Here is a 19,136-nt window from a genome sequence, read left to right as displayed (position 1 = left end):
AGGTCGCCGGATGACCAGGTTGCTAGATGACCGGGTCGCTGGATGACCAGGTTGCTAGATGACCAGTGAGAGCAGCAGGACGAAGCCGAGCGAGACGACGGAGATGATGGTCTCCATCACCGACCAGGTCCGTACGGTCTGGCCGACGCTCATCCCGAAGTACTCCTTGACCAGCCAGAACCCGGCGTCGTTGACATGGCTGAAGAACAGCGACCCGGCGCCGATGGCGAGGACGAGCAGCGCGGTGTGCGTGGTGCTCATATCGGCCGCGAGCGGGCCCATCAGTCCGGCGGCGGAGATCGTGGCCACGGTCGCCGAGCCGGTCGCCAGCCGGATGCCCACCGCGATCAGCCAGCCGAGCAGCAGCGCGGAGACGTTCCAGTCCTTGGAGACGTCCATGATCATGTCGCCGACGCCGATGTCGACCAGCGTCGCCTTGAAGCCGCCGCCCGCGCCGACGATCAGCAGGATGGAGGCGATGGGGGCGAGCGAGGTCTCGACAGTGGACGTCAACCGGTCCTTGGTGAAGCCGGCCGCCCGGCCCAGCGTGAACATCCCGACGATGACGGCCGCGAGCAGCGCGATCAGTGGCGAGCCGACGACGTCGGCAACCCGCTGGACGCCGTTCTCCGGGTCGTCCACGACGATGTCGACGAGCGCCTTGCCGAGCATCAGGACGACGGGCAGCAGCACCGTGGCCACGGTGACCCCGAACCCGGGGCGGCGCTCCAGCTCCTCCGAGGGGCGGGCCGGGATCAGCCGGTCGGGCGGGGTGACATCCACCCAGCGGGCGGCGACACGCGCGAAGAGCGGTCCAGCGATCACGACGGTGGGCAGCGCGACCAGCACGCCGAGCGCCAGGGTGACTCCCAGGTTGGCCTTGACCGCGTCGATCGCGGCGAGCGGGCCGGGGTGCGGCGGCACCAGGCCGTGCATGACGGACAGACCGGCGAGGGCCGGGATACCGATGCGCATCAGCGAGTAGTTGCCGCGCTTGGCGACCAGCAGCACGACCGGGATCAGCAGCACCATGCCGACCTCGAAGAAGAGCGGCAGCCCGATGATCCCTGCGATCAGCGCCATCGCCCACGGCATGGTGCGGTTGTTCGCCTTGGCGAGGATCGTGTCGACGATCTCGTCCGCTCCTCCGGAGTCCGCGAGGAGCTTGCCGAGTATGGAGCCGAGCGCGATCAGTACGCCGACGCCCGCGACCGTAGTGCCGAGCCCGGCCGTGAAGCTGGCGATCGCCTTGTCCAGCGGCGCGCCCGCGACGGCGCCGAGGGCCAGCGAGCCGATGGTCAGCGACAGAAAGGCGTGCAACTTGAACTTGGTGATGAGGAGGACGATGACGCCGATGCCGACGAGGACGGCGATTCCAAGCTGGGCGTGACCGGCCGACGTGATCGGGTCGACGGGATCCGCTGCCAGCATCTCGACGCTGAGACTGGTCACGGAGGCTTCCTTTGCGTGCGTGTCTTGGCCGTACGTGTCTTGTCGTGTCTTGGCCGTACGTTTGTTTATCCGGGTATGCCAGATACGGCCCGGGGACGGGACAGAGGGACGGAGAGGGGGACGGGATGGCGGACGGGGCGGGCGCTAGCGCTGGACTTCGAGCCGCCGCAGTACGGCGACGGCCCGCTCCGTGACGGTCTCGGGGTCCGGGGTGATGTCCACCGCGACGCCGTTCTCGTCCGGTTGCAGCGGTTCGAGGGTGGCCAGCTGCGAATCGAGCATCTTGCTGGTGAAGAAGTGGCCCTTACGGGCCTCCATCCGCTGGGCGATCTGATCGCGATCGCCGGTGAGATGGAGGAAGAAGACGTCGGGGGCGGCGGCGCGGAGCCGGTCGCGATAGGCGCGCTTGAGCGCGGAGCAGCTGACTACTCCACCGCCCACGGAGTGTTCGTGGGCCCACGCGCCGATGGCGTCCAGCCAGGGTCGGCGATCGTCATCGTCGAGCGGGACACCGGCCGACATCTTGGCGATGTTGGCCGGCGGGTGGAAGTCATCGGCCTCGGCGTACGGAACGCCGAGCTCCACTGCCAGCCGCTCGCCGACCGTGGACTTGCCCGTACCGGACACGCCCATGACGACGACAACCTGGGGGGTCTGCATCGATACCTCGCTGTCTTCTCCGGCGCTGTCTTCTTCGACCTCGGCGCCGCGGCACACTCAACCCCACAGGTACGACGTATTCAAGAGTCCGTGACCTAAAAGTCATACTTATTTGAGGTGCGGCTCGCCACGTAGGCTGAGCCCATGGACAACCAGGGGCGGGGACAGCACGCGCGTGTGCTGGCATCCCTCGGGCCCGCGATCACCGCAGGCGAATATCCACCAGGCACCGTGCTGCGTACGGACGAGCTGGAGCAGCGCTTCGACGTCTCCCGGACCGTCGTACGCGAGGTGGTGCGCGTCCTGGAGTCCATGCACATGGTGGAATCCCGCCGCCGGGTCGGGGTCACGGTGCGCCCGGCCGACGAGTGGGACGTCTTCGACCCGCAGGTCATCCGCTGGCGGCTGGCGGGCGCCGACCGGCCGCGCCAGTTGCGCTCACTGACCGCGCTGCGCTCGGCGATCGAACCGGCCGCGGCGGCGCTGGCCGCCGAGCACGCCACCCCCGAGCAGTGCGCCGAGCTCACCGAACACGCCCTCAACATGGTGGCCACCTCACGCGGCCAGCAGCTGCCCGCCTACCTGATCCACGACATCGCGTTCCACCGGGTGATCCTCAAGTCCTCGGGCAACGAGATGTTCGCGCGCCTCGGCGACGTGGTCGCGGAGGTGCTGACGGGGCGCACCGAGCACCAGGTGATGTTCAGCGACCCGGACCCGGAGGCGGTCACCCTGCACGTACGGGTCGCCGAGGCCGTACGGGCGCGGGACGCGGCGCTGGCGGAGGCGTACACACGGGAGATCACGGTCGGCGCGCTGCGGGAGCTGGACATCCTGGCGCCGTAAGGACGTGCGCGCCGCGGGGACGTGCGCGCCGCGGGGACGTGCGCGCCGCGGGGACGTGCGCGCCGCGGGGACGTTCGGGATGGGGGCCTAAAGACTCGGTACCCCGCCCTGCCCTCCGCCCGGCGCCCCCGCCGGCCAGCGCTCGTACCACCGCTGGTCGGCCTCCAGCTGCGCGGCGAGCGAGATCAGCCGCGGCTCGCTGTTGGCGGGGCCCAGGAGCTGGGCGCCCAGCGGCAGGGTGCCGTCCTTGCCGACGAATCCCGCCGGTACGTTCACGGCCGGCCACCCCAGGACGTTCCACGGCCAGGCGTACGGGCAGGCCGCGATCGTCGCCCGGTCGGTGTGCCAGGAGTTCAGCTCGGCCAGGGCCCCGATCCGCAGCGGTGGCGTCGCGGTCGTCGGGGCGAGCACCACATCAAAGCCGTAGCCGTCGCCGTAGCCGTCGCCGCCGCGCGAGAAGATCGCCCCGACCCTGCGCCGCAGCGGCTCTTCGGCGGCCCGGGCCAGGCGCAGCGGCCGACCGCCCAGGAGCCTGCCGTGCCGGACGGCGGTGAGGGTGCGTACGTCCAGCAGGGCCCGGTCCGGGACGTTCGCGGACCACTCCCACAGGCCCACCATCGCCCGTGGCAGAAAGGACAGGCCGACCCCGGCCCCGTACCGCGGCTCGGCCGCCACGACCTCGTGGCCCAGGGCCGCCAGCCGCTCGGCGAGCCGCAGGACGGCGGCGCGGACGACCGGGTCGAGGTGCTTGTGCGTGCCGGTGAAGGGGGGTTTCAGGGAGAGCGCGATGCGCAGCCGCCCCGGATCGCGGCGTACGGCGGAGAGCACGTCCACGGGCGGCGGCTGGTGCAGATCGCCCGGGCGGTTGCCGGTCGCCGCGTGCAGCAGCAGGGCGGCGTCCTCGACGGTGCGGGCGAGGGGGCCGTTGCAGGTGATGCCGTTGAACGCCTCGGCGTACGGCCAGGTGGAGATCCGGCCGCGCTGCGGCTTGATGCCGATCAGATGGCTCCAGGCGGCCGGGATACGGACCGAACCGGCCCCGTCCGAGCCGAGCGCGGCGGGCACCAGGCCCGCGGCCACGGCGGCCGCGGCTCCGCCGGAGGAGCCGCCCGGGGTGTAGTCCGGGTTCCAGGGATTGCGTGTCACGCCGAAGGCGGGCCCTTCCGTGAACGGCCACTGCCCCAGCTCCGGTGTGTTCGTCTTGCCCACGATGACGGCACCGGCGGCCCGCAGCCGCCGCACCACCTCGGAGTCCTCGGTCTTGGGCGGGAACTCCCCGCAGCACCCGAAGGCGGTCGGCTCGCCCGCCACGTCCGTGTCGTCCTTGACCGCGATCGGCACCCCCAGCAGCGGCAGCCGTCGCCCGGCCGCCAGCAGCCGGTCGGCCTCGTCGGCCTCGCGGAGCGCGGCCTCGGCGCGTACCCGCCGGAAGGCGTTGAGCGTGCCCTGTGTCCCGGCGATACGGACCAGCGCCCGCTCGACCAGCGCACGGGAGGACACCTCACCGCCGGCCAGCGCGCGGACCTGCTCGCTCAAGCCTTTCGGAATGACGCTGGTCACGGCGGACCTCCTCGACTCGCTTCGCCCGCGCCCGGCGGGCTGGAACCGCTGCTCGTGAGTTCGGCCACTCCCCCTTTACCGCACGGGATGCCCATGCGCACCCTGGGCGGGGTGACGGCTGCCTCATGCCGAATCATCGCTGAGCGAGAAGGACACCCGCATGACCGACATCGCGGCACGCCGCACCCGTTTCCTGCCTCGTACCGGCGGACCGTCCGAAGACGGGCCGCTGGAGACCATCCTCGGCTGGGTTCTGACCATCTGCATCGCGATGCTCACCGTCCAGCTCGGGCTGCTGTAGCCGCGACGGCCGTACCCTCGCCACCGCGCAGCCGGCGGTCGAAGAACGCCACGAGGGACGTACGCGGGTCGTCGGTCGAAGCCGCCAGGTTTCCGCCCAGATCGGCGACCGCCGTGATCCTCGGGTCGTCGTGCAGGGTCGCCAGGTGCAGGGTCGCCAGGTCCGCGGGGCAGCCCCCCGCCCTGACCCTTGCGGACCGGCCGACCAGCCCGATCCTGGACAGGTCCAGTACGCCGGGGGCGAGCGAGATCAGCTGGTCGAGTACGAACCGGACGTCCGGCACGCGGTCGTCCGCCACCCCGTCGCCCGCCAGCCCGTCGCCCGCCAGCCCGTCGCCCGCCAGCCCGTCGCCCGCCACCCGGTCGCCCGCCAGCCCGTCGCCCGCCAGCCCGGCCGCCCGCGCGTCGTCGTCGTGGACGATGGTCACGACCACATAGCCGTGCGAGGCCAGCTCCTCGGCGAGCGGGCTGGGCGCATACGCCTCGCCGACGCCGGGCGAGTGGAGCACCACCGGGCGCGGGCCGCTGGGGTCCAGCGCGGGCGGGGCGTCCTCGTGTACGAAGGTCCCCGGGGTCCGCTCGTACCGCTCGACCTCACGGGCCGGGTAGCGGACGTCGACCATCAGCTCGCGGAACGGCTTGGACCGCACCCCGGGCTCGGGCCGGTCGCGGTCGACCAGGGGCAGGGAGATCATGCCGACGGGGTGCGGGCCGGTCGGCGCCGCCATGCCCGCTAAGGCGGGGGCGGGGGCGGCGAGCGGGGCGGAGGCGGTCGGTTCGCTGCGGTGCGGCCCACGGCCGGTGGTGTATGTCGTCATGTGTTAAAGGATTCCGTGTCGGGCCGCTCGCCACCATGTGGGGAGCCCGCCGTCCTCGGGTGGAGTTGAGTGCACCTTGCCCCGGGACGCGAGTCCTGCGATGAACCAGCACCGTCCAGTACGCTGTACTCCACCGTTATGGATAGTGAACTACGCAGGGAGACGCGAACCGTGACACTCGACGCGGCGAAATGGCTCGACTCGGCCACCATCGACCCGGCCGTCCTCGCGCTGCGCCCCGACTACCGCGCGCTCCTCATCACCGCCGAGGGGCTGCGCCCCGGCCCCAGCGACGACTTCAGTGAGGGCATGCTCGCGGCGGCGGAGGCCACGGCGCGCGAGCTGCTGGGCGACGGGCCTGTGGAGGAGCATCCGCACCTCGCCGCCTGGCGCGAGGCGTTCCGCGCCTTCGGCGCGAAGCCGCAGCGCACCCGGCCGAGCGCGGAGGCGCTGCTGCGGCGGCTGGCGGCCGGGCTGCCCCGGGTGGACCGGCTCACCGATATCTACAACGCGATCTCCGTCGCCCATGTCCTGCCGCTCGGCGGCGAGGACCTGGACCACTACGCCGGACCGGCGCGCCTGGTCCGCGCCGCCGGCGACGAGACCTTCGAGACCACGGCCGGCGGTGAGGCCGTCGTGGAGCACCCCGCGCCGGGCGAGGTGGTCTGGCGCGACGACGCGGGCGTCACCTGCCGCCGCTGGAACTGGCGCCAGTGCACCCGCACCCGGCTGACCCACGCCACCACCCGCGCCATGTTCGTCCTCGACGCCCTCGGCCCCATGGACGACGCCGCCTTGACCGCCGCCGGGGACGCGCTCACCGCGGCCCTGACGGATGCCTGCCCGGGCGTACGGATCCACTCTCGGCTGGTCACGGGCTCGCCGCAGTCGCTCACGGACTGACGGCCCCCGTCTCACCGCGTCACGCGGCAACACCCCACCACACCGCCCACGGTACGAACCCGACCGCGGCCAGCCCGACCGGCGCCAGACGCAGCCAGGCCGCCCAGCTCGACGTCAGCCGTCGGCGCCGGAGTGCGACTGCCGAGACACCGGCAGACACCACCACGGCGACGGCAAGCCCCTGCGCCACCAGCCACAGAGCCGGACGGCCCCACACAACGGGTGCCACGGCGCCGTTCCCCGCCACAAAGACGGCGATCGAACAGGCCACCGTCGCCACGACCGCCAGCAGGCCCAGCCCGGCCAACCACCGCACCGGGCGCAGGACCGGGCCCCGGCGCAGGAGGGCACTCACCGGATAGGCGGCGAAGCCGAGGAGGAGCAGCGCCGGGGCGAGCCAGGCATACCAGGCGTGCCCCGGTACGGGGGTGGTGGCGAGTGCCTGCCCGGGTGCGGGGGCAGCGCTCGACGCCGGTGGGTGGCCGGCGGCCACGGCCCGCACCCATGAAGTCATGGTCTGCGCATAGCGCGGGGTCAGCTCCCCCAGCTTCTTGCCATGGAAGAGTGGGCCGCCGATCCGGTCGAACCCGTCCGACGTGCGGTGCCCGTTGTGCGCACCGCCGGCGACGAAGCCGATGACGGCGTGCCGGTTGCCCGCACGGGCCAGGGCCTCGCGGAAGATCCGTGCGCTCTCCTGGGGCGGCACCTGCGTATCGTGATCGCCCCACAGCGCCAGTACCGGCGTTCGGTGAAGCTGCTCCAGCACCGGCAAAGGGTCGTAGCCGGCCGCGGGGAACAGACCGGTCGAGCCCAGGAATTGGGCGGCGGGGCCGGCCACGGTGCGACGGAACGATCCGCCCACCCCTTGGTGGCGCAGATGCGTGGCGAGGTTCCAGGTCTCGGTACGCAGCGGGTCGTAGCCGGAGCCACCGATGGTGACGACGAACGCGACGTCGGTTGAGCGCGATGCGGCCAGCGGCGCCACCCAGCCCCCCTCACTGAACCCCCACAGCCCGACCCGGCGTGGGTTCACCCCGGTCCTGGACTGCAACAACCGCACTCCGGCGAGCGCGTCGTCGGCCAGCAGGCCGAAGTCCCGGTGGAGCAGGGAGTAGCCGACGGTCCGCTTGTCGTAGACGAGCGTGGTGATCCCGGCCCGGGCGAACGCTTCGGCCTCCTGCCGATACTCCTCCCGGGGCCCGGAACCCGAGCCGCCGACGAGCACGATGCCAGGTTCCGGGCCGGGTGCTCCGTCCCTGCTGAGGACGGTGCCGTGCAGGACGAGCCCACCCCCGCCCCGGAAGGTGACGTTCTGGCGGACCAGCCCGTCCCCGCGGGCGTACGCCATGGGCGCGGCCAACAGGAGGAGGGTGCCGGCCAATACCGCGGACGCAAATGCCAGTACGGCGCGTATCGGTGATACGGACGTAGCCGAGAGCAGCACGGCGTGCGTCCCCCTTCGTTGTTGGTTGGGCCGCGTGCGGTCAGTCGGTCTCGGGAATTCCGAGCAGCCGGACCAGCACGGTCCGCACCTCGGGCGCGTTCCCTGTTTCCGGAGCCGAGTACCGGTAGAGGAGCGCGATGTACTCCTCGAAGAACGCGCGGAGTTGGGCGGGGTCGACCCGGAGCGTGGCGCGCGAGAAGAGCGCCGCGTCAGCCCAGGGGCCCAGCGTGTCGCGCGCCTCCTCGAACCGCCGGGCGGAGTCGATCAGTTCGGCGAGGTTGAGCCGATGCATCTCGGTCAGAGCCTCACGCATCTCCGGCGTCTGTCGACTGTACGGCGGGTACCGCCGATCCCCCGGCACCGCCCGCCACCACCGCTCCCGCCCCTTCGCCAGCTCCGGGACCTCCTCGACGAAGCCGTGCTTGGCCAGCTGCCGCAGGTGGTAGCTGACCAGCCCCGTACTCTCGCCCAACTCGCGTGCCAGCGCGGCAGAGTTGGCCGGTCCTCGGCGCAGGCATTGCTCGATCTTCTGCCGCATCGGGTGCGCGAAGGCGCGCAGCGCCTCGACATCGGTGATCTCTTGAGCAGGCGGTTGTTCGGCCACGCCAGAAGGCTACGAGTTGCAAAGGGTCTTTGCAAGGAGCCCTTGCAACTCTTGGGTGCGGACCGAGTTGCGGGCCGCGGCGGCCGCCCTATGGCGCCGATGTGCGTGTCGGGGCGTAGTCGGTCGCTGGATGTGGCAAGGCGGGAGCGGGGGTGGCTATGGTCGTCCCCGTCGTGTGGCGACGGGCGCCTGTCGCCGGCGCCGTGGTGGGCGAGGAGGGTTTGTGCGGCCGGTGCCGGATGAGGCGTCTGTGTTCGTGTTTCGGATGTGGCGGCGCGCGTGGGACTCGGAGCAGTGGGTGCCGGGATCACGGTTGCTGGTGCACCTGGACGACGGTGGGGGCGAGGTGCCGGAGCAGCTGTCCTGGGGCACCGAGGACGGCGCGCAGTGCGCACTCGGCTTCTCACCGGACATGGCGAGCTGTTACGGCCATCGCCGTACCGCCGACGGTGACGTGGTGGAGGTCCGGGGCGAACTCGACGGCCAACGGGACAACGGCCAACGGGACCGCCCCGAGGATGGGGACGGTGCGCGCGGGTACGAGTTCGACACGCAGGTCGAGGACACCGGCGGCTGGCATCCGGCGGGACGGCTGCGGGTGCTTGTCGAGGACGGCGAGGAGGCGCCCGTACGGTGGGTGACCTGGCGCGACCGGTCCGGCAACGCGTGTTCGGTGGCGCTGCGTCCGGCGAGTGGGTCCGGCAAGGCGGATGTCAGCGAACTGGTCACCGCCGTGCACGCCAGCGCCGAGTACCGCGACGCGGGTGAGGTGGCTGTGAATCTCGTGGATGCATCGGCCGGCAAGTGGTTCGCACCCCAGAACCGTGCGTCCGTGGAATTCGAGCTGACCGAGCCGGTGTCGGTCGATCGGTACGTGCTGACCTCCGCGAACGACGCGCCTGATCGCGACCCGGCCGCATGGACCCTGCGCGGATCCGCGGACGGACGGCCGTGGCGGACCCTGGACACCCGCTCCGGTCAGTCGTTCGCCCACCGGCACCAGTCGCAGATGTACCGGATCGCCGAGCCGGAGTCCTATGACCGCTACCGCCTCGAGATCACCGACAGCAACGGCTCCCCGCACCTGCAACTCGAAGCCGTCAGGTTCCTCGCCGAGGGCAGCGGCAGTTTCGTCGGCTACCGCCAACGTACGGGCCACGCACCCGTCGCCTACCGGGGCGTACGTGTCGGACAGGCGTCACCGGATATACCGGCGCAGCCGCAGCCCGAAATGGTCGAGCCGTACGGGGGCGGGACGGGATTTCGGTTCAAGATCCGCAACATGAAGATCGATGGCCAGGGCGACGTGATACACGTCCGCGGAGGCGGTTCACACGAGCTCAGTTTTGATGTGTTACATGACTGCTCGGAGTGCGGAAACGCTGTCAACCAGGTGATCGTTGGGTTGGCGGGCCAGGATCGCGCACAGGCGTCGGTATGGAATGGTAAGCAGCGCAGCGGGGGAGGCTTGAAGGTCGTCAATTGGGGCACGGACGTCGAGGCGATGGCGGAAGACAACCCGGGTCCGGCTGAGTGGGTAAATGTGTCGTGCGACATCGTTGTTCCCGACGAGCCCGGCACCTATTCGGTTCGAGCACGTTATGCCCAGGCATATCAGGGACGGTTGATGACTGCCGAAGGACGTACGATTCCCCAGCCGGAATACCAGGACGTGCTGGGCTGGTGGAAAGTCGACCGTCCGGATGGGCCCGGCCCGGAATCGACCATAGGCACCATCATCGTCGAGTCTTGAGGGGCGCTCCGAAACACACATCTCTGCTGCTGAAACTGGTCGCCGCCCTCCAACTCCCCGTTGTGCGGCGCGCGCCGGCAGGGCGCTTGGCGCCGAGGACAGACTCCAACCCCCTCCCAGGGTGCCCAAGGAGGCGTCCCACGTCTTGGCGCCCGCCTGCGCCTTCACTTTGCCTTGTCCATGGCGCACCGCTGGCGTGCGACGACTGAGGTAGTTCGCCGCTCGGTCCTTGTCCCTCATCCTGCTCGCCGCCAGGGCGGCGAAGTTGGTGTGACTGCCGTCCCCCTCTCTCACCTTCTCTCCCTCCGGCGGAGGGGTCCGCTTCGCGTTGGCTTCGCTTCGCTCCGCGTGCGCCTAGGCGCCGTCTCGCGGCATTCGGCTCAGGCGGGTGCGGGTTTCGTCTCGGACCCTCCGGGTCCAAAGCGCCGGCGAGAAGGGGGAAGGGGGGCGGCCGGCCCGGCGTCCCGGTTCCTCGGCCCGGCGGGTGGCTGAGCTCAAAGAGGCTCCGCTGCGCTCCGCCGCAGCTGCTACCGCGCAGTGGCCAAGCCGGTCAGCCAGCGGTGCGCTGGACCGGAGGCGCGCGAGCGCGACGAACGGGCCGACGACCGCTGGACGGCATGGTCCGGACGCCGCGTGCGCGCATCGTCTCGCGCCTTCGGCGCAAAACAGCCAGCAACGGGAAGGGGAGGGGGCGCCGGAGGCATCGTCGCCGTCCGGCCCAACGGGCGGTCGCCCGGAGCGGTGGGTGCCAGTCCGGTTGGGGCTCTCCACCCACCCCCTCTTAAAAAAATGCTTGCTTTATATCAAGTACTGCATCAAGCGTTTTTCTGAGAGCAGGTGGATGGAGAGGCGGTCCCGTCCGTCGGTGCTCGCTTGTCCGTCGCGCTCCCGCGCCCCCGGCCGAGCGCACCGCTGGACTGACCGGTCGGCCACCGCGCGGCAGCAGCTGCGGTGGAGCGCAGCGGAGCCTCTTTGAGCTCAGCGCCCGCCGGGCCGAGGAATTGGGACGCCGGGCCGGCCGCCCCCCTTCCCCCTTCTCGCCGGCGCGTTGGACCCGGAGGGTCCGAGACGAAACCCGCACCCGCGTGAGCCGAATGCCGCGAGACGGCGCCTAGGCGCACGCGGAGCGAAGCGCAGCCAACGCGAAGCGAAGCGCAGCGGCCCAACTCCCCCGCCCCCGCCTCCGCCTCCGCCGCCCCCACGGCCCCGTACACCACACCCCCCGGCCGTCCCTCTGCCCAGGCGTACGGATCCACTTGCGGCTGGTCACGGGCTCGCCGCAGTCGGTCACCGGCTGACGCCCCCGCCCCGCCTCAGTCCACGCCGAGCCACCTGAGCGCCCCGGTGGTGGCCGCTGCCGCCAGCACCGTGGCGAGGAACGGCGCCCGCCGGGTCGCCAGCGCCCCGCCCACCAGCACCCCGGCGGGCCGGGCCCAGCCGGCGAAGGCGTGGTCGGCGGTGAGGGACGAGGTGGCGACCAGCGCGCACAGGAGCACGGTCGCGGATACGGAGAGCAGCCGCCGGGCCCGCTCGCCCAGCTCGATCCGGTCCGAGAGCAGCGGGCCGGACAGCCGTAGCCCGTAGGTGCCGACGGCCAGCAGCAGTACGGTCAGCGGAGTCATGTGAGGCCCTCCGCCCCCGGCGTACCCTCCGCCCCCGGCGCGCCCTCCATCCCCGGCGCGCCCTCCGCCCCCGGCGCGCCCTCCATCCCCGGCGTACCCTCCGCCCCCGCCGCACCATGGGACTCGCCGGTGTCATGTGTCCCGCCCGGTCCACGGGTCCCGCCTGCGCCATACGATCCGTCGGGGCCGCCGCCCGCCGCGGCCACCACCCCCACCAGGGCCACCAGCACGGGCAGTCCGCCGGGCAGAAACGGCGTGCAGGCGAGTGCGACCGCGGCGCCGAGCAGCGCGGCCCGGCGGGTGCGTGGCTCGCGCAGCGCCGGGAGGACCAGGGCCAGCAGGACCATCGGCTCGGCCGCGTCCAGGCCCAGCGCGCCCGGATCGCCCATGGCCCGTCCAGCCACCACGCCCAGCAGGGTGCCGAGATTCCACATCACGAACAGCAGCGCGCCGCAGACGAAGAACGCGGCTCTGCGCCGCGCCGGTTCGCGCTGTGCCAGGGCGAACGCCGCCGACTGGTCGACCAGCGCATGGCTGCCCAGCAGCCGGGCCGGTCCCCGTACACCGCCCAGCACATCGGCGACGGCCAGGCCGAACAGCAGCAGCCGGGCGTTGAGCACCAGCCCGGCGGCCACGGCGGCGGCCGTTCCGCCGCCGCCCAGCACGATGTCCAGCGCGGCGAGCTGCGCCCCGGCGGCGAACACCGTCAGCGACATGGTGAGCGGTACCCAGGCCGGTTCGCCACGGGAGACCGCGATCGCCCCGAAGGACACGCCCACGACGCCGATGGCGACACCCACCATCGCCATATCGCGCAGCAGCCGCCGTTCCAGCGGGACCGTTTTCCACAACGAACGCATGGACGGTATGGTGAACAAACCATCGGTCGTTCGTCAAGGAGAACGTATGGACCGACAGAGCGAACGGGCCCAGTCGGCCCGCCGCCCCCCGCTGGAACGGATCGCGGCCTCGATCCGCAAAGAGCGCGGCCGGGCCGGGCTGTCCCTGTCCGAGCTGGCCAAACGCGCCGGAATCGCCAAGTCCACGCTGTCCCAGCTGGAGTCAGGCGCGGGCAACCCCAGCGTGGAAACGCTCTGGGCGATCAGCGTCACGCTCGACGTGCCGTTCAGCAGGCTGGTCGACCCGCCGCGTCCCCCGGTGACCGTGCTGCGCCACGGCGAGGGCATCGCGGTGCCGTCCGAGCGCTCGAACTATGTGGCCACCCTGCTGGCCTCCAGCCCGCCGAACGCCCGCCGGGACATCTACCTCGTACATGTGGAGCCCGGCCCGCCGCGCGAATCCGATCCGCATCAGCCGGGCACCGTGGAACACGCGGTGATCAATGCCGGGCGTGTGCTCATCGGCCCCAGCGAGGAGCCGGTCGAGCTGGGGCCGGGCGACTACATCGCCTATCCCGGCGACGCCCCGCATATCTGCCAGGCCCTCGAACCCGGCACCGCCCTGACCCTGACCATGGAGCACACGTAGCGCCGGAGTTCGCGGCCGCTCAGCCGCCGCCGAGGTCCCGCGCCAGCTGCTCCGCCTCGTCCCGGTCGAACGACCCGGTGATCTGGACCTTGCCCCCGGGAATGGCGGAAGCGACGGTCGGGGCGGACAGCAGCTTGTCGCCGCGCACCATCGCCAGCCGGTTCCGCGGGGGCTGCTCCTGGGCGAGCTTGCCCGTCAACTCGCCGAAGCGCTTGGCGTCCGCGTCGGCGAGGTCGATGGTCACGATGAAGCCATTGGCGTACTGCGTGTCCAAGGTCGCCTTCGCCGACTCGGTCCGGCGCACGGTCATCCCGCCGTCCGGATCGAGGTAGAGGCACGACGGCGCGGCCTCGGTCGCCCCGTCCGACGCCGTCCCGCCCGTCCCGGTCGCCCCGCCCGTCCTGCCCGTGGGCGTGTCCGTGTACGCGTCGGCGGCGCCGCTCGGGCAGGACCCGGGCTCCTCCCGCTCGACCGGGAGGAACTTCACCGGCGGCCCGCTCACCACGCCACCCGCCGCGCCGCCGCCCTCGTCGTCTCCGCCCCCGGGCGCCGACGGGGTCTTCTTCGGCGGGTCGAAGGCCCCGCCGATGGCGCCGCCCCGGTCACCCGCGCCGTCACTGCCGCCGCCGTCGCATCCCGTCGCGGCCGACGCCGTCAGCAGCAGCCCCGCCACCGCAACGCCCCGCGCCCGCACCCATCCGGTCCTCATCGGCCCTGCCCCCCCGTGGTTCTGAACCCTGTGGCCTCAAGTCGGTCCTGAAAGTAGACCAGAAACCGTGCCCCGGTCAGAAGACATCGGCTCAGAAGGCATCGGCGGGGACATACGTACCCCATACGTCCCGCAGCGCATCGCAGACCTCCCCCAGCGTGGCGCGGGCGGCGAGCGCGTCCTTCATCGGGTAGAGGACGTTCGCCGCCCCCGCCTCGCTCCCGGCGGCCTTCTTGAGCGCGGACAGCGCCGCGCCCACCGCCGTACGGTCGCGCTCGGCGCGCAGCTTCGCCAGGCGGTTCCGCTGCTGTTCCTCGATGGCCGGGTCCACGCGCAGCGGCTCGTACGGCTCTTCCTCCTCCAGCCGGAAGCGGTTCACGCCGACGACCACCCGATCGCCCGCGTCGGTCTCCTGGGCGATGCGGTAGGCGTTGCGCTCGATCTCCTCCTTCTGGAAGCCCTGTTCGATGGCGGCCACGGCGCCGCCCAGGTCCTCGACCCGCCGCAGCAGATCGAGGGCGGCGGCTTCGACGGCGTCGGTCAGCGATTCGACGGCGTACGAACCGGCGAGCGGGTCGACCGTGGCGGTCACATCCGTCTCGAGGGCCAGCACCTGCTGGGTGCGCAGCGCCAGGCGGGCGGACTTGTCGGTCGGCAGCGCGATGGCCTCGTCGTAGGCGTTGGTGTGCAGGGACTGGGTGCCGCCGAGGACCGCGGCGAGCCCCTGGACCGCGACCCGCACCAGATTCACCTCGGGCTGCTGGGCGGTGAGCTGGACGCCCGCCGTCTGGGTGTGGAAGCGCAGCATCTGCGACCTCGGGTCGCGGGCGCCGAACTCCTCGCGCATGACCCGCGCCCAGATCCTGCGCGCCGCCCGGAATTTGGCGGCCTCTTCGAGGAGCGTCGTACGGGAGACGAAGAAGAAGGACAGGCGGGGGGCGAAATCGTCGACCGCCATGCCCGCGGCGAGGGCCGTACGGACGTACTCGATGCCGTCGGCCAGCGTGAAGGCGATCTCCTGCGCGGGCGAGGCGCCCGCCTCGGCCATGTGGTAGCCGGAGATGGAGATGGTGTTCCAGCGGGGGATCTCGGCCCGGCAGTACTTGAAGACGTCCGCGACGAGCCGCAGCGAGGGGCCCGGCGGGAAGATGTAGGTGCCGCGCGCGATGTACTCCTTGAGCACGTCGTTCTGGATGGTCCCGGTCAGATCCCGGGCCGCCACGCCCTGCTCCTCGCCGACGAGTTGGTAGAGCAGGAGCAGCAGGGCCGCGGGGGCGTTGATGGTCATGGAGGTCGAGACGCGGTCCAGCGGGATGCCGGCGAACAGCGTCCGCATGTCCTCGATCGAGTCGATGGCGACGCCGACCTTGCCGACCTCGCCGTGGGCGAGCGGGGCGTCGGAGTCATAGCCCATCTGCGTGGGCAGGTCGAAGGCGACGGACAGGCCCGTCGTGCCGTGCTCGATGAGCCGGCGGTAGCGGGCGTTGGACTCGGCGGCGGTGCCGAAGCCCGCGTATTGGCGCATCGTCCAGGGGCGGCCGGTGTACATGGAGGGATAGACCCCGCGGGTGTACGGGTATACGCCCGGCTCGCCCAGCGCCTCCTCCGGGTCCCGGCCGGCCAGCGCCTCGGGCCCGTACACCGGCTCGATGGGGAAGCCCGACTCCGAATCGCGCGCCATGGGTTCACGTCTCCTGCTGGTCCGGTGTCCATCACTGGGGAAAGAGCCCTCCTCACAGCATGCGCCGATGTTCGCCGGGCGGCAGCCCCGGGAAGCATGGAAGACGGATAGCGACAGCGAACTGCGAACACAAGACCGGGGCAGAGACGGGACTGGGGGGTTGGGGAGGATGCACCGGATATCGGTGGCTGGTACGGCGCTCGCCACGGCTGCGGTGGCGACGCTGGTCACAGGGTGCAAACAGCAGGACATGGCCGACGCCGGGCATACGCGGGCGAGGCCGGAGGTGCGTACGAGCCACAGCGCGCCCGCCCACGCGGCACCGGCGAAGCCGCGGCCGCACAGGACCTGGCACAAGCCGACGTACAAGCCACGTCCCACGCATCGGGCCGTGCCACCGCGGCGGACCGCCCCACCGGCGCCCGCCGCCGTGATCGCCTTCGGGACGAGCAGTGAGCGGGTGCGCGAGTTACAGGCGCGGCTGCGCGCGCTCGGTCTCTTCGGCCGCAACCCGACCGGCTACTACGGCACGGTCACCCGCTCCTCGGTGCTGGCCTATCAGCGCGGCCACGGCCTGTCGGCCACCGGCTCGGTCGACCGCCGCACCTGGAACTCGCTGCGCACGGCCACCAAGCGGCCCACGCGCGACGAGCTGTACCCGCCGACCACCAACCCGCTCGCCAAGCCCGATCCGCGCTGTATGACCGGGCGGGCGCTGTGCATCAGCAAGACGAGCCGGACGCTGGCCTGGATGGTCAACGGCAAGGTCGTCTCGGCGATGGATGTGCGGTTCGGCTCGCAGTACACCCCGACGCGGGAAGGGCAGTTCCAGGTCGACTTCAAGAGCCGCGACCACGTCTCGACGATCTACCACACCCCCATGCCGTACGCGATGTTCTTCAGCGGCGGTCAGGCGGTGCACTACTCGGCGGACTTCGCCGCCCGCGGCTACAGCGGCGCTTCGCACGGCTGCGTCAACGTACGGGACAAGGCCAAGATCGCAAAGCTCTTCGACCAGGTCCGGACGGGTGACAAGGTCGTGGTCTACAAGTAGGCCACGCGAGTAGGCCACAAGCAGGCCCAAAGAGAAGGGCGCGGGCAGGGCCGGGGGAACGTGCCCTGCCCGCGCCATATGCGCGGAGCCGTCGGTACGGGGGGAACCTCGGCTCCCGCGCGCCGGCCGATGACCAGTCGGCCCGTTTCTTACAGCGTCACCGCCGAAAAAAACGTCACACCCTGTTTCCGGACCCTCAGTGGGCCGAGCCAGTGACGTCGTCCGCCACACCGCCGGCGGTGTCACCAGCGCCGTCACCGGTGCTGTCACCGGCGACGTCGTCAGCGCTCTCGGTCGCGTCGTCGACGGCCGAGGTCGGGTCGGCGGTCACCGGGTCGGAAGGATCAGACGGGTCGGAAGGGTCGGAAGGGTCGGAAGGGGGTGGTGGCGGAGGCGGAGGAGGGGGCGCTGGGACGTTGTCAGTGCCCGTGCCCCCGTCCCCTTTTCCCTGGTCGCCCCCACCACCGTTGTCGTTGTCGCCGCTGCCGGAGTCGCCGCCCTGGCCGCTGTCGCCGTTCCCGCCGCTGTCGCCGCCGCTGTCGCCGTTGTTGTCGCCGCTGCTGTCGCCGCTGCGCGGGGTTCCCTCGCTGGTGCCCCCGTTGTTGACGACCGCGACGCAGTAGCCGTGGATCCCGGTCACGCTGCCCGCCGCCCTCTCCAGCTGGCGCAGGTCCTTGGCGTTGACTGCCTCGGCATCGCCGCTCTCCGCCGCCAGATAGTCGCGGCAGATGTTGAGCGCCCAGCCGCCCGCGTTCGAGTCCGGCGCCGAGGGGTCATCCTTGCCGTTGTTCCCCTCGCCCTTGCCGTCCGTGCCACCCTCAGTCTCATGGCCCTGGCCGGATGACGTCGGCGAGCCGCCGGAGCCGTACCCGGCCCCGCCGCTGGCATCGTTGTCGGGCGATCCTCCGGTTCCGGGCGTCGTGCCGTCCGGGGAGATGTTGGGCTCGGCCGACTCCCCGCTGGTGTCGGCCGGCATGCTCACCGAGGGGCCCGGCGCGCTGTCCTGCGGTCCGAAAGGCAGCACGCCCGCCGCCGTCGCGACCGCGAATCCGCTGAGCGCGCAGCCGGCCAGCGCGGCGACCAGTCCCATATGCAGCGGTCTGCGCAGCCGCGCCTGACCGTTCGACGGGCCCGCCATCCGGAACGTCCCGCGGGGTCTCGAGCCGCCGTCGGCGCCGAACCGTACGCTGCGCAGTGCCGCCCGGCTGGCCTGGCCTGCCTTCCCAGTCCGCGCCGCCTGCTCCGCCTGCTCGGCCCGTACCGCGCGGAACGCGGCCAGCGCGGCCTCCTCGCCCGGCAGGGGCTTCCCGTCGGCGGTGCCGTCCGCCGCTATCGGGCGGGACATCTCGGCCACGGCGTCGAGCACGGCGGCCAACCGCTCCGCTTCGCTCCGCGACTGGCTCGACCAGCCGTTCTGTCCGGTGTTCTGTCCGGTGTTCTGTCCGGCGGTCTGTCCGCCGTTCTGCCCGGCTTCGAGGTCGCTGGGTTGCACCCAGGCCGGCTCACCACGAAGCAACCGCTCCGCCGCATCGTCATCCAGCCAGCTGTAGCGGTGGTCGTCGGCCATCACATGTCCTTCTGCGTCGGAGCGCCGGAATCCGTCACACCAGCGGACCTCGCGGTCCCTCTGCGTGACTCCCGCTGCAGCGGGATCCCGTCCAGCACCCCTTGTTCGGCCCCGTTCCCCGCGTCGAGCAGGTCGGCCAGACGCCGCAGGCCCCGGTGGGCGGCGGTGCGCACCGCGCCGGGGCGTTTGCCGAGCACCGCGGCCGCGCTCTTGGCGTCGAGCCCGAGGACCACCCGCAACACCACCGCCTCGGCCTGGTCGTGCGGCAGCTGGGCGACGAGCCCGAGGGCTCGGCCGGTGCCCAGCGCCTCCAGCGCCTGGTCCGCGGTGTCCGCGTCGGACGCCCGGCCCTCCAGTTCGGTCTCGTCGCCGCCGATCGCCGGGCGCCGCCCACGCATCCGTATGTGGTCGAGCGCCCGGTTCCGGGCTATCCGCGCGGCCCAGCCGCGGAAGCGGTCGGCGTCACCGCTGAACCTGGCCAGGTCGCGGGCTATCTGCAGCCACGCCTCGGAGGTGATGTCCTCCGCGTCGCCGTCGCCGACCAGCGTCCGTACGTACCCGAGGAGGCGAGGGTGGACCGCCCGGTACACGGTCCGGAAAGCGGTCTCGTCTCCGCCCTGCGCCGCGCGCACCGCGGCGGTCAGTTCCGCGTCGTCCCCCTGCACGCCCTCTACC

18 protein-coding genes are annotated in these 19,136 nt (G+C 71.9%); 6 read left to right on the top strand and 12 right to left on the bottom strand.

Annotation, left to right across the window (positions count from 1 at the left end; genetic code table 11):
* Window positions 1–54 precede the first annotated feature (54 nt).
* Window positions 55–1,452 (bottom strand): gluconate:H+ symporter, encoded by a 1,398-nt coding sequence (locus tag ACH4U7_RS25690; protein WP_398530174.1) that lies wholly within the window; start codon window positions 1,450–1,452, stop codon window positions 55–57.
* A 144-nt stretch (window positions 1,453–1,596) separates the two neighbouring features.
* A complete protein-coding gene (locus ACH4U7_RS25685; RefSeq protein ID WP_089513241.1) occupies window positions 1,597–2,112 on the bottom strand; it encodes a gluconokinase in 516 nt (171 codons plus the stop codon).
* A 144-nt stretch (window positions 2,113–2,256) separates the two neighbouring features.
* Here ACH4U7_RS25685 and ACH4U7_RS25680 point away from each other — a divergent pair, with 144 nt between their 5' ends.
* Complete coding sequence (locus ACH4U7_RS25680; RefSeq protein WP_385623547.1) at window positions 2,257–2,958, top strand: FadR/GntR family transcriptional regulator; 702 nt, start codon at window positions 2,257–2,259, stop codon at window positions 2,956–2,958.
* 87 nt (window positions 2,959–3,045) lie between these two features.
* Here the strand turns inward: ACH4U7_RS25680 and ACH4U7_RS25675 are convergent, their stop codons facing one another.
* The gene (locus ACH4U7_RS25675; RefSeq protein ID WP_398530173.1) at window positions 3,046–4,518 is read right to left on the bottom strand and encodes an amidase; all 1,473 of its coding nucleotides are present in this window, start codon (window positions 4,516–4,518) and stop codon (window positions 3,046–3,048) included.
* Window positions 4,519–4,678: 160 nt separating this feature from the next.
* Here ACH4U7_RS25675 and ACH4U7_RS25670 point away from each other — a divergent pair, with 160 nt between their 5' ends.
* Window positions 4,679–4,819 (top strand): SCO1431 family membrane protein, encoded by a 141-nt coding sequence (locus tag ACH4U7_RS25670; RefSeq protein ID WP_398530172.1) that lies wholly within the window; start codon window positions 4,679–4,681, stop codon window positions 4,817–4,819.
* On the opposite strand, the gene ACH4U7_RS25665 is transcribed toward ACH4U7_RS25670, so the two are convergent.
* Entirely contained in the window at window positions 4,794–5,636 is an 843-nt protein-coding gene (locus tag ACH4U7_RS25665; RefSeq protein WP_398530171.1) for a hypothetical protein, read from the bottom strand. The two genes, ACH4U7_RS25670 and ACH4U7_RS25665, sit on opposite strands and share 26 nt — an antisense overlap.
* A gap of 171 nt (window positions 5,637–5,807) precedes the next feature.
* On the opposite strand from ACH4U7_RS25665, the gene ACH4U7_RS25660 reads away from it, so the two are divergent.
* Window positions 5,808–6,539 carry a B3/4 domain-containing protein gene (locus ACH4U7_RS25660; RefSeq protein ID WP_398530170.1) on the top strand — a complete coding sequence of 244 codons (732 nt, stop codon included), beginning with the start codon at window positions 5,808–5,810 and terminating at the stop codon, window positions 6,537–6,539.
* 19 nt (window positions 6,540–6,558) lie between these two features.
* Here ACH4U7_RS25660 and ACH4U7_RS25655 read toward each other — a convergent pair whose 3' ends face one another.
* Both ACH4U7_RS25655 and ACH4U7_RS25650 read right to left on the bottom strand, forming a co-directional pair.
* Window positions 6,559–7,899 (bottom strand): alpha/beta hydrolase family protein, encoded by a 1,341-nt coding sequence (locus tag ACH4U7_RS25655; RefSeq protein ID WP_398530169.1) that lies wholly within the window; start codon window positions 7,897–7,899, stop codon window positions 6,559–6,561.
* Window positions 7,900–8,023: 124 nt separating this feature from the next.
* Window positions 8,024–8,587, bottom strand: a complete 564-nt coding sequence (locus tag ACH4U7_RS25650) for an ArsR/SmtB family transcription factor (RefSeq protein WP_398530168.1) — start codon at window positions 8,585–8,587, stop codon at window positions 8,024–8,026.
* Window positions 8,588–8,810: 223 nt separating this feature from the next.
* Between ACH4U7_RS25650 and ACH4U7_RS25645 the strand changes: the two genes are divergently transcribed.
* Entirely contained in the window at window positions 8,811–10,340 is a 1,530-nt protein-coding gene (locus ACH4U7_RS25645; RefSeq protein ID WP_398530167.1) for a hypothetical protein, read from the top strand.
* A gap of 1,313 nt (window positions 10,341–11,653) precedes the next feature.
* Here the strand turns inward: ACH4U7_RS25645 and ACH4U7_RS25640 are convergent.
* Complete coding sequence (locus tag ACH4U7_RS25640; RefSeq protein ID WP_398530166.1) at window positions 11,654–11,962, bottom strand: AzlD domain-containing protein; 309 nt, start codon at window positions 11,960–11,962, stop codon at window positions 11,654–11,656.
* A complete protein-coding gene (locus ACH4U7_RS25635) occupies window positions 11,959–12,822 on the bottom strand; it encodes an AzlC family ABC transporter permease (RefSeq protein ID WP_398530165.1) in 864 nt (287 codons plus the stop codon). Before ACH4U7_RS25635 ends, ACH4U7_RS25640 begins: the two co-directional genes overlap by 4 nt.
* Before the next feature lie 46 nt (window positions 12,823–12,868).
* Here ACH4U7_RS25635 and ACH4U7_RS25630 point away from each other — a divergent pair, with 46 nt between their 5' ends.
* Window positions 12,869–13,450 carry a helix-turn-helix domain-containing protein gene (locus tag ACH4U7_RS25630; RefSeq protein ID WP_398530164.1) on the top strand — a complete coding sequence of 194 codons (582 nt, stop codon included), beginning with the start codon at window positions 12,869–12,871 and terminating at the stop codon, window positions 13,448–13,450.
* A 19-nt stretch (window positions 13,451–13,469) separates the two neighbouring features.
* Here ACH4U7_RS25630 and ACH4U7_RS25625 read toward each other — a convergent pair whose 3' ends face one another.
* Complete coding sequence (locus ACH4U7_RS25625; protein ID WP_398530163.1) at window positions 13,470–14,159, bottom strand: SecDF P1 head subdomain-containing protein; 690 nt, start codon at window positions 14,157–14,159, stop codon at window positions 13,470–13,472.
* Window positions 14,160–14,250: 91 nt separating this feature from the next.
* On the bottom strand, window positions 14,251–15,840 hold the full coding sequence (locus tag ACH4U7_RS25620) for a methylmalonyl-CoA mutase (protein ID WP_398530162.1): 1,590 nt from the start codon (window positions 15,838–15,840) through the stop codon (window positions 14,251–14,253).
* A 169-nt stretch (window positions 15,841–16,009) separates the two neighbouring features.
* Here ACH4U7_RS25620 and ACH4U7_RS25615 point away from each other — a divergent pair, with 169 nt between their 5' ends.
* A complete protein-coding gene (locus tag ACH4U7_RS25615; protein WP_398530161.1) occupies window positions 16,010–16,894 on the top strand; it encodes a L,D-transpeptidase family protein in 885 nt (294 codons plus the stop codon).
* Between the two features lie 196 nt (window positions 16,895–17,090).
* Here the strand turns inward: ACH4U7_RS25615 and ACH4U7_RS25610 are convergent, their stop codons facing one another.
* Entirely contained in the window at window positions 17,091–18,461 is a 1,371-nt protein-coding gene (locus tag ACH4U7_RS25610) for a hypothetical protein (RefSeq protein ID WP_398530160.1), read from the bottom strand.
* Complete coding sequence (locus tag ACH4U7_RS25605) at window positions 18,461–19,126, bottom strand: RNA polymerase sigma factor (RefSeq protein ID WP_398530159.1); 666 nt, start codon at window positions 19,124–19,126, stop codon at window positions 18,461–18,463. The genes ACH4U7_RS25610 and ACH4U7_RS25605 overlap by 1 nt, the downstream gene beginning before the upstream one ends.
* Window positions 19,127–19,136 lie beyond the last annotated feature (10 nt).

Source organism: Streptomyces sp. NPDC020845 (genome assembly GCF_044334165.1).
Taxonomy (GTDB): Bacteria; Actinomycetota; Actinomycetes; order Streptomycetales; family Streptomycetaceae; genus Streptomyces.
This window is presented reverse-complemented; position numbering and strand designations above follow the sequence as displayed.